General features: G+C 67.0%; 14 protein-coding genes. 5 read left to right on the top strand and 9 right to left on the bottom strand.

Annotated features, from left to right (window positions below; translation table 11 throughout):
* Positions 1–27 precede the first annotated feature (27 nt).
* The 3 genes from coxB to AB4Z27_RS13090 all read right to left on the bottom strand — a co-directional run bounded on the left by coxB (position 28) and on the right by AB4Z27_RS13090 (position 3,095).
* Positions 28–1,308, bottom strand: coding sequence for a cytochrome c oxidase subunit II (gene coxB / locus AB4Z27_RS13100; protein WP_092291624.1), 1,281 nt, complete (start codon positions 1,306–1,308; stop codon positions 28–30).
* A gap of 61 nt (positions 1,309–1,369) precedes the next feature.
* Positions 1,370–1,885: a DUF2244 domain-containing protein gene (locus tag AB4Z27_RS13095; protein ID WP_092291622.1), complete on the bottom strand. Its 516-nt coding sequence runs from the start codon at positions 1,883–1,885 to the stop codon at positions 1,370–1,372.
* A gap of 271 nt (positions 1,886–2,156) precedes the next feature.
* Positions 2,157–3,095: a methyltransferase domain-containing protein gene (locus AB4Z27_RS13090; protein WP_441593644.1), complete on the bottom strand. Its 939-nt coding sequence runs from the start codon at positions 3,093–3,095 to the stop codon at positions 2,157–2,159.
* Between AB4Z27_RS13090 and AB4Z27_RS13085 the strand changes: the two genes are divergently transcribed.
* Together AB4Z27_RS13085 and trmL are read left to right on the top strand one after the other, a co-directional pair.
* Positions 3,084–3,872, top strand: coding sequence for a ComF family protein (locus AB4Z27_RS13085; RefSeq protein ID WP_441593645.1), 789 nt, complete (start codon positions 3,084–3,086; stop codon positions 3,870–3,872). The two genes, AB4Z27_RS13090 and AB4Z27_RS13085, sit on opposite strands and share 12 nt — an antisense overlap.
* 68 nt (positions 3,873–3,940) lie before the next feature.
* Positions 3,941–4,411 (top strand): tRNA (uridine(34)/cytosine(34)/5-carboxymethylaminomethyluridine(34)-2'-O)-methyltransferase TrmL, encoded by a 471-nt coding sequence (gene trmL, locus AB4Z27_RS13080; RefSeq protein WP_441593646.1) that lies wholly within the window; start codon positions 3,941–3,943, stop codon positions 4,409–4,411.
* Positions 4,412–4,444: 33 nt separating this feature from the next.
* Here trmL and AB4Z27_RS13075 read toward each other — a convergent pair whose 3' ends face one another.
* The 5 genes from AB4Z27_RS13075 to AB4Z27_RS13055 form a co-directional block, all read right to left on the bottom strand.
* Positions 4,445–5,431, bottom strand: coding sequence for a Bug family tripartite tricarboxylate transporter substrate binding protein (locus AB4Z27_RS13075; RefSeq protein WP_092291618.1), 987 nt, complete (start codon positions 5,429–5,431; stop codon positions 4,445–4,447).
* A 21-nt stretch (positions 5,432–5,452) separates the two neighbouring features.
* Positions 5,453–6,481 (bottom strand): NAD(P)H-dependent glycerol-3-phosphate dehydrogenase, encoded by a 1,029-nt coding sequence (locus tag AB4Z27_RS13070; RefSeq protein WP_441593647.1) that lies wholly within the window; start codon positions 6,479–6,481, stop codon positions 5,453–5,455.
* Positions 6,482–6,689: 208 nt separating this feature from the next.
* Positions 6,690–7,208 (bottom strand): protein-export chaperone SecB, encoded by a 519-nt coding sequence (gene secB, locus AB4Z27_RS13065; protein ID WP_092291614.1) that lies wholly within the window; start codon positions 7,206–7,208, stop codon positions 6,690–6,692.
* A gap of 174 nt (positions 7,209–7,382) precedes the next feature.
* A complete protein-coding gene (grxC, locus tag AB4Z27_RS13060; RefSeq protein ID WP_092291613.1) occupies positions 7,383–7,640 on the bottom strand; it encodes a glutaredoxin 3 in 258 nt (85 codons plus the stop codon).
* An 89-nt stretch (positions 7,641–7,729) separates the two neighbouring features.
* Positions 7,730–8,143: a rhodanese-like domain-containing protein gene (locus AB4Z27_RS13055; RefSeq protein WP_092291611.1), complete on the bottom strand. Its 414-nt coding sequence runs from the start codon at positions 8,141–8,143 to the stop codon at positions 7,730–7,732.
* Between the two features lie 109 nt (positions 8,144–8,252).
* Between AB4Z27_RS13055 and gpmA the strand changes: the two genes are divergently transcribed.
* The 3 genes from gpmA (at position 8,253) to AB4Z27_RS13040 (ending at position 11,686) form a co-directional block, all read left to right on the top strand.
* On the top strand, positions 8,253–8,999 hold the full coding sequence (gpmA, locus tag AB4Z27_RS13050) for a 2,3-diphosphoglycerate-dependent phosphoglycerate mutase (RefSeq protein ID WP_092291609.1): 747 nt from the start codon (positions 8,253–8,255) through the stop codon (positions 8,997–8,999).
* A gap of 218 nt (positions 9,000–9,217) precedes the next feature.
* Positions 9,218–10,834 (top strand): S41 family peptidase, encoded by a 1,617-nt coding sequence (locus tag AB4Z27_RS13045; RefSeq protein WP_092291607.1) that lies wholly within the window; start codon positions 9,218–9,220, stop codon positions 10,832–10,834.
* A 99-nt stretch (positions 10,835–10,933) separates the two neighbouring features.
* Complete coding sequence (locus tag AB4Z27_RS13040; protein ID WP_092291605.1) at positions 10,934–11,686, top strand: HesA/MoeB/ThiF family protein; 753 nt, start codon at positions 10,934–10,936, stop codon at positions 11,684–11,686.
* 187 nt (positions 11,687–11,873) lie between these two features.
* Here the strand turns inward: AB4Z27_RS13040 and bfr are convergent, their stop codons facing one another.
* On the bottom strand, positions 11,874–12,353 hold the full coding sequence (gene bfr / locus AB4Z27_RS13035) for a bacterioferritin (protein ID WP_092291603.1): 480 nt from the start codon (positions 12,351–12,353) through the stop codon (positions 11,874–11,876).
* Positions 12,354–12,404 lie beyond the last annotated feature (51 nt).

Below are 12,404 nucleotides of genomic sequence, written 5' to 3'. Positions count from 1 at the left end.
AATTCCTGTATGCGGTGCGGCTGCGGGTCAGCCTGCGACGCGGTTGCCCGCGAGGCTGGCCTGCTTGTCGGGGGAGGTGGCCGGGGCCGGATCGGCCTTGGCCTTCGGCGCCGCCTCGGCGGTACCCGCCGTCGGTGCGCCACCGCCTTCGGGGAACTTGCCCGCGCGGGCGTTCACGAAGTCGGCCGGCTGGATTACCTCGCCAGTCCGGTTGCCCCACGCATTCCGGGTGTAGGTCATGGCCGCGGCCAGTTCCGTGTCGGACAGCTGCTTCCAGGACGGCATGCCGCCGCGTCCTTCCAGCAGGATGTGCATCTGGCCGGCCTTCGGACCGTTCACTACCTTGGAGCCGTCCAGCGCCGGGAACGCGCCGGCGCCCTTGCCGTTCGGCTGGTGGCAGACCGCGCAGTTCGACGCGTAGACCTTCTCCCCACGCACCTTCATCTCATCGAGCGTCCAGGTCTTGTTGGGATCGTCCGCCGCTGCGGCCAGCGCCTTCTTCTTCTCGTCGACCCACTTGGTGTAGTCGGCGTCCGAGACCACGCGCACGACGATCGGCATGAACGCGTGTTCCTTGCCGCACAGCTCGGCGCACTGGCCACGGTAGACGCCGATCTTCTCGGCGCGGAACCAGGTGTCGCGCACGAAGCCGGGAATCGCATCCTGCTTCACGCCGAAGGCCGGGATCATCCACGCGTGGATCACGTCGTTGGCCGTCGTGACGATGCGGATCTTCTTGTTGACCGGCACCACCAGCTCGTTGTCCACCTCCATCAGGTAGGTGTTCGACTTCGGCTGCTCGTTGTTGATCTGCTCGCGCGGCGTGGTCAGGGTGGAGACGAACGAGATGCCTTCGCCCTGGCCCTTCAGGTAGTCGTAACCCCACTTCCACTGGTAGCCGGTGGCCTTGATGGTGATGTCGGAGTTGGTGGTGTCCTTCATCGCGACCACGGTCTTGGTGGCGGGAAGCGCCATTGCGATCACGATCAGGAACGGGACRATGGTCCACACCACTTCCACGGTAATGCTTTCGTGGAACGCGGCCGACTTGGCACCACGGCTCTTGCGGTGCGTGAAGATGGAATAGAACATCACGCCGAACACGGCGATGAAAATCACCGTGCAGATGATGAGCATCATCCAGTTCAGCCAGTGAATCTGTTCGGCGATCTTTGTAACGGGTTCGGTCAGGTTCAGCTGTCGGACGGCCGGGCCGCCTGGCATATCACTGACCGCGGAGGCCGCCTGGCTGGCAAGCAGGGACGCACCTGCCAGACATGCTGCGGATGCCTTCTTCCACATTTTCATTGTTTATCTACCCAATTTACAGATTCAAATCTGTCCCCGCCGTGCCCTGCCTCCCTTCCTCTCAGAAGCAATGCAGGACTGCCGCGAGTTCCTGCGCGAACTTGCGCCGCCGTATCGGGTCCAGATGACACCCCACCCGCACGACGCGCTTGTCCGACCGCAGAACCACGAGCGCCCGGAACGATTCACCCAGTTCCACCCGCACCCATCGCGGGTTGAATACCTCACGCGTGACCCGACTGGCGCTGGCTGTCTCCACGACCAGCATACCGTCGGTCACACTCACGCGTTCATAATCCGTCGCATGGCGTGCGTACGCCAGCAGGGCAATCCCCAGCCCGAGCAGCTCGAGCCCCGCGAAAGGCAGCACGAGCCAGGCCCCATGCCACGCGGCAAGGAACACCGCGATGGCAGTGGAAATACATACGATGGAGAAGTAGAACCAGCCGACCTGGCGTGGGGAGAGCGAGCAATTCCGCTTCATCAGCCAGTCGTTGCTCGGCAAGGGGGGACGTCCGTCGTGATTACCGCCGGAGTCAACTCCTGCCGTCTGGAATGCGATACCCAAGTCTTGCATCGCCCAACCACTTTGCATCGGATGCACACCCGGGACGAATGGCGCGCCCGGGCACGTGCGGAGTGCATTCCGGGGGCGTTCTTGTGCCAGGGGACCACTGCGACAAACTGGCGCATTATATGGCGCTTCGCATACTCGAACAAGGGAGGATTTGACCGGAGGGCTTGCCTAGTTCAAGTTTTTGTGCATGGCTGCAACAGCCCCGATAGTCAACACAATCGGTGTGTGCGCAATGTTGCGCGACGGTCCGGGCGACCGTCCGCACGGTGTGTCAGCGGCGTGGCGAAGCCCGTCCGATCTTGTCGATCGGCACCACCGCGCGGCCCTGATCGTCGGTGGCCTGCCGGCCACGCGGCGCCAGCTTCCACGCATGGCCGTAGACAATCTCGAAGGTCAGCGGGATCACCCCATCGCTGTTGCGCTGGCGCTCCAGCGCGTCCAGCACGGCGCGATGCCAGCGGCGCCCGCGCAGCCCGGCCGGGCCGGGGCGCCGGAAGCCGCCGAAGGACTGCACCTCGCGCAGCAGCGTCTCGGGGGACTCGTAGGTGATGGTCAGCGTCTCCATGTCCATCACGGGCGTGGACCAGCCGCTGTGGACCAGCATGTCGCCAATGTCATGCATGTCGACGAAACGGAGCGTGTGCGCATCGAGGTCGACCTCGCCGAACGCCGTGCGCAGCTCGCGCAGCGTGTCCGGGCCGAACAGCGAGAACAGCACCAGCCCCTCGTCGGCCGTCACACGATGCCACTCGGGGAACACGCGGTGCGGCTCGGGATGCCAGTGGAGCGCGAGGTTGGACCAGAGCAGATCGAAGCTGGCGCCATCAAACGGCAGTGTGGCAAGATCGCCCTGCACCAGGTCGAACATCGGACGCTTGCCGAGCATGCGGCCGATCCACCCCGGGCGGCGCTGCGGATCGCGCTGGCCGGCTTCGTGCAGCATCGCGCCGGAAATATCGAGGCCGGCGATCTGCGCATCGGGAAACCGCGCGCGCAAACCCGCCAGGCCCTGGCCATGGCCGCAGCCGATATCGAGCGCGCGCCGTGGCGCGAGCCGGATCACCTCCATGCGCTCCTGCATGCGCCGGCCGATCTCGCCGAGCAGGAAATCCAGCTTGCCGAAGGCGGCGCTGCGGCGGTCGAAGGCAAGCCGGGTCAGCCGCGCGGGCGGCAACCAGGCATCGGGAGAATCAGCGGCATGCAAGGACACGGACAATCGGAACCAGTGGGGAGCGGTCGGACGGGACCGCGAGGATCGCAAGTATACGCGCGCGCCGCCGGGGCTGCCGGGCGCTGCCTCGCTGGGCTGCTGCCGTCCCTGCTCCCGTCCTTGCTCCCCTCCGCCTGTGCGATTTGCGGCGATGTGCAGCGCGATGTGGTCTGCGCCGCCTGCGCCGGATCCCTGTTGGCGGCGCGGCCCCGCTGCCCGCGCTGTGCCAGTCCGGGCGGGAGCCATTGCCCGGCCTGCGTGCCCGACGACCCAATCGACGCCACCGTGACGCTGGCCGACTACGCCGAGCCACTCGATCGCCTGATCCTGCGGCTCAAGTTCGGCGCCGCGCTGCCCGTCGCCGGCTGGATCGCCGCGCAGCTTGCCGAAAGCCTGCGCGCCCTGCCCGATCTTCCCAATCTTCCCGATCTCATCGTCCCCGTGCCGCTTGCGCCGCAACGGCTGGCCGCGCGCGGTTTCAACCAGGCGTGGGAGATTGCCCGCCCGCTGGCCCGGCGGCTCGGCGTGCGCGCCGATGCGACCCTGCTCACCCGYCGGCGCGACACCGCCACCCAGCTCATGCTGGACCTGCCCGCCCGCCAGGCCAATCTGCGCGATGCCTTCGCACTGGCCCGCCCCATGTGCCTCGACGGCCGCCACATCGCCGTGGTCGATGATGTGATGACCACCGGCGCCACGCTGCGCGCCGCTGCCGCCGTCCTCAAGGCCCATGGCGCCCGGCGCGTCACCGCCCTGCCCGCGCTGCGCACCCCGTAAAAATGCGACGGGATGACAGCCACCCCCTGCCGCGGTAAGCTCGGGGCCGATTTTCCAGCCATCGCGCCATGTTCAACGTCGTCCTCGTCGAGCCCGAAATTCCGCCGAATACCGGCAATGTGATCCGCCTGTGCGCCAACACGGGGGCGCAGCTGCACCTCGTCAAGCCGCTCGGATTTCCGCTCGAGGACGCCCGCATGCGCCGCGCGGGCCTGGACTATCACGAATTCGCGACGATGCGCGTGCACGAGAGCTGGAACGCCCTGATGGCGGCCGAGCAGCCTGATCCGGACCGTATGTTCGCCCTGACCACGCACGGCTCCACGCCGTTCGGGCAAGTCAGTTTCCGTCCCGGGGACTGGTTCGTGTTCGGATCGGAGACCCGCGGCCTGGCGCCCGAGCGGCGCGAGTGGTTCCCGGCCACGCAGCGCATCCGGCTGCCGATGCGGCCGGACAACCGCAGCCTGAATCTCTCCAATACCGTGGCCGTGGTGGTGTTCGAGGCCTGGCGCCAGAACGGCTTCGCCGGCGGCGCCTGACAGGAGAGGAGCGCCTGACGGCCTGGGCGACGCCTAGCCCTCGGGCTGCACGCCCGCCGCGCGGATCACCTTGGCCCAGCGGGCCGTCTCGGTGGCCATGGTCTGGCGCAGCGAGGCCGGCGCGGTACCAGCCGGCACGAAATACTGGGCGCGCATCTTCTCGCGCACGTCGGCGCTGCCGATGATCGTCACGAGTTCCCGGTACAGGCGGTCGATCACCGGCGCCGGCGTCCCGGCTGGCGCCAGCACGGCCTGCCACGAGATGGCCTCGAAGCCCGGATAGCCCGATTCCGCCACGGTCGGCACCTGCGGCAGCAGCCCGGTACGCCCCGTGGAGGTCACGGCGAGCAGGCGCAGCTTGCCGGCCGTCACCATCGGCATGGCAATCGCGGGCACCATGAAACCGGCCTGCACCTGCCCACCGACGATGGCGGTGGTGATCTGCGGAAACCCCTGATACGGCACGTGCTGGAGGTCGATGCCAGCCATGGCCTTGAGCTGCTCCATGGCCAGGTGCGCCGCACTCCCGTTGCCCACCGACCCATAGTTCAGCGCGCCCGGCCGGGCCTTGGCCAGCGCGACGAAGTCGGCCAGCGTGTGCACCGGCAGCCGCGCATCGACCACCAGCACATTCGGCGAGGTGGCCACCAGCGTCACCGGCGCCAGTTGGCGCACCGGGTCATAACCAAGATGGCGGTAGAGCGCCGGCGCCGTGACAAGCGGGCCGTTGATCGTAAACAGCAGCGTATTGCCGTCCGGCACGGCCTTGGCGACCATGCCGGTGCCGATATTGCCGCCTGCACCGGGCCGGTTCTCCACCACCACCGGCTGGCCCAGCGCCACGGCCAGCTTCTCGGTGACGATCCGGGCGATCAGGTCTGGCGAGGAGCCCGCCGGGAACGGCACGATCATGCGGATGGGGCGCGACGGCCACGTCTCCGCCAGCGCCGGCGCGGCGCCCAGGCACAGCGTGGAAAGCGTGGCGATCATCGCCCCGAGGGCTTGGCGGCGGCTAGGCATCTAATCTTGGGGGATTTGCGGTTATTCGTCCCGCGCGTCGCGCTGGAGCAGTTGCGCCACGGCGTCGGCRGCRGACAGGCCCTCGAACAGCACCGCGCAGACCGCGCGCGTGATCGGCATCTCCACGCCATGCCGGGCGGCCAGCGCCGCCACCGCCTGGGCGCATCGCACCCCCTCGGCCACGTGGCCGAGGTCGGCGAGCACCTGTTCGAGCGTCTTGCCGCCCGCCAATTGCTGTCCGACCTTGCGGTTGCGCGAGAGGTCGCCGGTGGCGGTCAGGATCAGGTCGCCCATCCCGGCGAGGCCCATGAAGGTCTCCACGCGGCCGCCGAGCGCCAGCCCGAACCGGGTCATCTCGGCCAGCCCGCGCGTGACCAGCGCCGCGCGCGCGTTGAGGCCCAGGCCCAGACCATCGCTGGCGCCGGTGGCAATCGCCAGCACGTTCTTGACCGCGCCGCCCACCTCCACGCCGATCAGGTCATCGCTGCCATAGATCCGCATGGCATGGTGATGGAACGCCACCTGCGCGCGGTCCGCCAGCGCATGGGACGTGCCCGCCACGGTCAGCGCGCACGGCAGCCCCTGAGCCACTTCCTTGGCGAAGCTGGGCCCGGTCAGCACGCCATATTCGATCTGGCCCGGCGTCACGCCGAGCGCATCGAGTTCCTCGCGCACCATCTGGTGCGGCATGGCGTGGGTGTCGGCCTCGAAGCCCTTGCAGAGCCAGAGCATGGCCAGCGGCGCAGGCCGTCCGGCATGGCGCGCGGCCAGCCGGCGCGTCATCTCGCGCAGGCCGGAAACCGGCGTGGCCACCACCAGGAGCCCGTCCGGGTCAGCCAGCGCATGATCCACGGCGGCATCGAAATCGGCTTCGCAGGCCAGTCGGGGGGATAACGCCACCCCGGGCAGGTAGGCCGCGTTCATGCCGGTTTGCGCGATATCGGCCAGTTGCGCGGCATCGCGGCCCCAGAGCACCACATCGTGCACGGTGGCCGCGTGGCTGGCCAGGGCAGTGCCCCAGGCCCCGGCGCCGAGGAAGGTCAGTTTCATGGCGATTCTGGCGGAATGGCGGATAACGTCAGTATGGCGGGGGAAATCAAAACGGGGCCGAAGCCCCGTTTTAAGTCGCCCGTTCTGCCTGGCACCCTGAGGCGCCGGCAAAACGAAGCGAAGCGGTTCTGGCTAGGCGCGCGGCCGCAGACAGTACAAGTGGTACGGCAAGGCCGCGCAACGACGCCAGAATCGTTTTGCCGGTGCCTCAGTGGCGCGCCTGGCTGCCGTCGGGCATCACGATGCCCGACTCGCCGCCCTGCTGGCCAGCTTCTTCCATGGCCTGCTGCAGGCGTTGCTCGTACAGTGCCTGGAAGTTGATTTCCGACAGGTGAATCGCCTGGAAGCCGGCGCGCGTGATCACGTCGGCCACGTTGCCGCGCAGGTACGGGTACAGGATGGTCGGGCAGGCGATGCCCAGCAGYGGGTCCAGCTGCTCCACCGGCACGTTGCGGATGTCGAAGATGCCGGCCTGATGGGCTTCCACCAGGAACGCTACCTTGTCCTGCACCTTGGTGGTCACCGTGCCGGTCACCACGACTTCGAAAATGCCTTCCTGCAGTTGCGCGGCGGCCACGTTGACCTGCACTTCCACGGCCGGCGCTTCCGACTCGAGGAAGATGGCCGGCGAGTTCGGCTGCTCCAGCGACATGTCCTTCAGGTACACGCGCTGGATGTTGAAGAAGGGCTGATCGTCCTGCTGGGTGGCTTGTTGCTCGTCGCTCATGAAAGGCTTCCCGGTTGAATCGGTTTGGAATCGATTTTTGGTCTCTGCCGGGCGCGGGGCCCGGCTGGAAAGCGCATATGGTACATGACGCCGATGGCGATTTCACCCGCTCGCCGCCGAATCAGAATCGTCTCAGATATCCGATGGGCGGCGGGCTACCGGAGACCCGGCAGGTCAGGCGGCCAGCAGCGGCACCAGGCCGCCCTGGCGGTCCAGCGCGGAGAGGTCGTCGAAGCCACCCACATGGGTCTCGTCGATATAGATCTGTGGCACGGTGCGGCGGCCGGTGCGCGACATCATTTCCTCGCGCTTTCCCGGTTCGCGGTCGATCAGGATCTTTTCGACCGCTTCGACGCCCCGTTGCTTCAGCAGCCGTTCGGCCATCTGGCAATAGGGGCACACCACCGTGCTGTACATGACGACGCGGGCCATGCGGAATCTCCTTGTCTTCAAAATGCGGCGGCGCGGTCCGCCCCGGGCGGAACCGCGCCGCTTCGCTGCTGTAAATGGGGCTGTCGCGCTTACTTGACGACCGGCAGGCCGGCCTGTTGCCAGGCTGTCATGCCGCCTTCGAGCGCGTAGACCTCACTGTACCCGGCTTCCTTCAACGCTGCTTGGGCCTTGCCCGAGCGCTGGCCGGTCTGGCAGATCACGATGATGGGGACGGATTTGTCGCGGGCCAGGCCGCTGGCGCGCGACGGCAGGTCGGCAAGTGGCGCACTCTTCGCTTGCGGCATGTGGCCCTTGGCGAATTCGGCGGCGTCGCGGATGTCCACGACCACCGCGTTGCGCCGGTTGATCATCTGCGTGGCGGCCGCCGTATTGAGGCGCTTGCCGCCCGTACCGCTCTTGATCTGGGGCCACGCCAGCAGGCCGCCGGAGACCACGGCGATGGCGATCAGGGCCAGGTTGTTGTAATCGGCGAAGAAATTCACAATGGCATTCCGTTGGGTTGGGTCGGCGGCATTATAAAATACGCGGTTTCGCGCCCCCGTCATTATTTGCGGGCGAGCGCCGCAGGTCACTTACTACCCTGGAAGCAGCATGTACAAGCTCGTTCTCATCCGCCACGGCGAATCCACGTGGAATCTCGAAAACCGCTTCACCGGCTGGGTCGATGTCGACCTCACCGACACCGGCGCCGCCCAGGCCAAGCAGGCCGGCAAGCTGCTCAAGGAAGCGGGCTATGGCTTCGACATCGCCTACACCTCGGTCCTCAAGCGCGCCATCCGCACGCTCTGGTACGTGCAGGACGAAATGGACGAAATGTGGATTCCGGTGCGCAACGAATGGCGCCTGAACGAACGCCACTACGGCGCGCTGTCGGGCCTGAACAAGGCCGAGACTGCCGCCAAGTACGGCGACGATCAGGTGCTGGTCTGGCGCCGCAGCTACGACACCCCGCCGCCCGCGCTGCAGCCGGACGATGAACGCGCCGCGTTCAACGACCCGCGTTACGCCAACGTGCCGCGCGACCAGGTGCCGCTGACCGAGTGCCTCAAGGACACGGTGGCCCGCGTGATGCCGCTGTGGAACGAATCGATCGCTCCGGACATCCAATCGGGCAAGCGCGTGGTGATTGCCGCCCATGGCAACAGCATCCGCGCGCTGGTGAAGTACCTCGATCAGATTTCGGATGACGACATCGTCGGCCTCAACATTCCCAATGGCATCCCGCTCGTCTATGAACTGGACGCCAACCTGCGCCCGCTGCGCCATTACTACCTGGGCGACCAGGAAGCCCTGGCTGCCTCGCTGGCGGCCGTGGCCAACCAGGGCAAGGCCCGCTGACGACAGGCCGCAACCCGCGCCCGCCCCGGTCTGGACCGGGTAGGCGCGGGCAGCTTGCCCGCGGCCATGTGTGACCGCGCCCACCCGGCGCGCAAGCCCCCGCAGGCCTTTTTCTGCGCACCCTCTTATACTGTCGGACAAATCCGGCGCCGCCGGCCTTAAGGCCGGGCACCCGGATCGCCCCCTAGCCAATCCTCATACTGTTCAGGCTGCCCCACATGCGTAAGACGCTCAAGAACATTAGCCTAGTCTCGGTCGGCGTCGTTGCCGGCGTGCTCGCGACGCTGCAGATCTCGGCGACGGCCCAGAACTCGTCCGGGCCCCTGCCGCTCGACCAGCTCCGGCTGATGTCCGACATCTTCGGCCAGATCAAGCGTGAGTACGTGGAGCCGGTGGATGACAAGAAGCTGCTGACCGAAGCCATCAAGGGCATGGTCGCCAGCCTCGACCCRCACTCGGCCTACCTGGACGAGAAGGACTTCAAGGAACTGCAGGAAGGCACGCGCGGCCGCTTCGCCGGCCTGGGCATCGAGATCTCGCAGGAAGAAGGCCTGGTCAAGGTCATCAACCCGATCGAGGACACCCCCGCCTTCCGCGCCGGCATCCAGCCGGGCGACCTGATCACCCGCATCGACGACAAGCCCGTGCGCGGCCTCCCGCTGGAGCAGGCGGTCAAGCGCATGCGCGGCGAGCCCGGCACCAAGGTCACGCTGACGATCTACCGCAAGAGCGAGGAACGCACGTTCCCGGTCTCGATCACGCGCGCGGAGATCCGCGTGCAGTCGGTCAAGACCAAGATGCTGGACAACAACACCATCGGCTGGATCCGCCTGACGAGCTTCCAGGAGCGCACGGTGTCCGACCTGGGCCGCCGCCTGCGCGAGATGGCCGAGAAGAACCCGGGCCTCAAGGGCGTGATCCTGGACCTGCGCAACAACGGCGGCGGCGTGCTGCAGGGCGCGGTCGGCGTGGCCGCGGCGTTCCTGCCCGACGATGCCACCGTGGTCTCCACCAACGGCCAGGTGCCGGACGCCAAGCGCGTCTACAAGGCTACCTTCAACAACTACCGCCTCTCGTCGCTCGAGGACGATCCACTCAAGGACCTGCCGCCGCTGTTCAAGAAGATTCCGATGATCGTGCTGACGAACGCCTACTCGGCCTCGGCATCGGAAATCGTGGCCGGCGCGCTCCAGGATCACCATCGCGCCACGCTGATGGGCAAGACCACGTTCGGCAAGGGTTCGGTGCAGACCGTGCGGCCGCTGACCAATGACACCGGCATCAAGCTGACCATCGCGTACTACTACACGCCGACGGGCAAGTCGATCCAGGCCAAGGGCATCCGCCCGGACATCCCGGTCGACCAGAACCCCGAGGGCGATCCGGACGACGCGCTGATCACGCGCGAAATCGACACCGAACGCCACCTGCACAACAAGCAGGAGTCGGAAGAGCCGGAAATGAATGCGCGCGAGCAGCGCCGGGTGGACGAACTGCGCCGCCTCGAGGAAGAAAACGCCAAGAAGACGCCGGAAGAGCGCGAGAAGGATCGCCGCAAGAAGCCGGTGGAATTCGGCACGGCCGACGACTTCATGCTCCAGCAGGCTATCGCGCAGCTCAACGGCAAGCCGGTGCAGCGTTCGAAGTCGCGGCTCGAGGCCTCGCAGGCCGCTGGCAAGCCGGACACCGATGCGGACAAGGGCAAGGCCAAGCCGGCCGCCGACAAGGCCCCGGCGAAGCCCGCCTCCAAGCCGGCAGCGAAACCCGCCAGCCAGCCGCCGGCCAGCGCGCCGATGGGCGACCCGCTGGGCACGCCGACCGGCAAGAATCGCTGACGCGTTACATCTGGTAAGTCCGACGACGGCCCGCGGTGTTCACCGACGGGCCGTTGTTGTTTCCAGCGCATGACATCGCACGACCGCACCCCTCGCACCATGAACGACGACCAACTGCTGCGCTACTCGCGCCATATCCTGCTGGACGAACTCGGCATCGAGGGCCAGGAACGGCTGCTGGCGGGCCATGCGCTGGTGATCGGCGCGGGCGGGCTCGGGGCGGCCGCGCTGCCCTACCTGGCCTCGGCCGGCGTGGGGCGCATCACCATCGTCGACGATGACGACGTGGACCTGACCAACCTCCAGCGCCAGATCCTTCACACCACGGCCAACGTGGGCCGGCCCAAGGTGGAGTCGGCGCGGGAAGGGCTGCTGCGGATCAATCCTGATGTCGATGTGCGGCTCGTGGCCCAGCGCGTGGGCGATGCCGAGCTGGATGCGCTGGTGGCTGCTGCCGATGTCGTGCTCGATTGTTGTGACAATTTCGCCACACGGCACGCGGTGAACCGCGCCTGCCTCGCCCATCGCAAGCCGCTGGTGTCGGGTGCCGCGCTGCGCTTCGACGGCCAGGTCAGCGTGTTCGACCTGCGCGATGCCGATGCCCCGTGCTACGGCTGCCTGTTCCCGCCCTCGGAACCCGCCCCCGAAGCCGCCTGCGCGACGATGGGCGTGTTCGCCCCGCTGGTCGGCATGGTCGGCACRGTGCAGGCGGCGGAGGCGCTCAAGCTGCTGACGGGCGTCGGCCAGACGCTGGCCGGCCGGCTGCTGATGGTCAATGCAATGTCGATGGAGTGGACCACGATGCGGCTGGCGCGCACGCCGGCCTGCGAGGTCTGCGGCGGGCACCACTAACGAAAGCGCTAGCGGGCCATCGACCCGGCGATCCCGGCGGTGGAGCCCCCTCCCCGCCGGTTCGCCTGATTGGCGCGATGTGCTGCCGGAAATGCTGGATGAAGAAAAGAATCCGAATGAGAACGGTTAATAACCCGTCCCGCACGGATGCGCGATGCCGCCAGGCACCGCGCGGTGGGCCGGCGGCTTACTGCTCGCCCGGCTCCATCTGCGACTGCAGATAGTTCTGCAGGCCAACCTTGTCGATCAGGTCGAGCTGCGTCTCCAGGTATTCGATGTGTTCCTCGGTGTCCGTGAGGATGTCCACGAGGATCTCGCGGCTCACGTAATCGCCCACCGACTCGCAGTACGCAACGCCTTCCTTGACGGTGGCGTGCGCGGTCTGCTCGAGCTTCAGGTCGCACTTGAGCATTTCGGGCGTGTCTTCGCCGAGCAGCAGCTTGTGCAGGTCCTGGAGGTTCGGCAGGCCGTCAAGCATCAGGATGCGGTCGATCAGGCGGTCGGCGTGCTTCATTTCGCCGATCGATTCCTTGTACTCGACATCACCGAGCTTCTTCAGGCCCCAGTGCCGATACATGCGGGCGTGGAGGAAATACTGGTTGATCGCGGTCAGCTCGTTCTTGAGCTGGGCGTTCAAATGCTGGATGACCTTCTTGTCACCTTTCATAGGGGGGCTCCTGTCATGACAACCGGACCCGCGCAAAAGCACGAAGGGGCG

This window comes from Cupriavidus sp. KB_39 (genome assembly GCF_052114485.1).
In the GTDB taxonomy this organism is placed as follows: Bacteria; Pseudomonadota; Gammaproteobacteria; order Burkholderiales; family Burkholderiaceae; genus Cupriavidus.
This window is presented reverse-complemented; position numbering and strand designations above follow the sequence as displayed.

What these genes read in the sequence shown, in the direction of transcription:
- gpmA (WP_092291609.1), top strand. Translation starts at nt 8,253, where the DNA reads ATGTACAAGCTCGTTCTCATCCGCCACGGCGAATCCACGTGGAATCTC.
- bfr (WP_092291603.1), bottom strand. Translation starts at nt 12,353, where the DNA reads ATGAAAGGTGACAAGAAGGTCATCCAGCATTTGAACGCCCAGCTCAAG.
- AB4Z27_RS13075 (WP_092291618.1), bottom strand. Translation starts at nt 5,431, where the DNA reads ATGCCTAGCCGCCGCCAAGCCCTCGGGGCGATGATCGCCACGCTTTCC.
- AB4Z27_RS13095 (WP_092291622.1), bottom strand. Translation starts at nt 1,885, where the DNA reads ATGCAAGACTTGGGTATCGCATTCCAGACGGCAGGAGTTGACTCCGGC.
- grxC (WP_092291613.1), bottom strand. Translation starts at nt 7,640, where the DNA reads ATGGCCCGCGTCGTCATGTACAGCACGGTGGTGTGCCCCTATTGCCAG.
- trmL (WP_441593646.1), top strand. Translation starts at nt 3,941, where the DNA reads ATGTTCAACGTCGTCCTCGTCGAGCCCGAAATTCCGCCGAATACCGGC.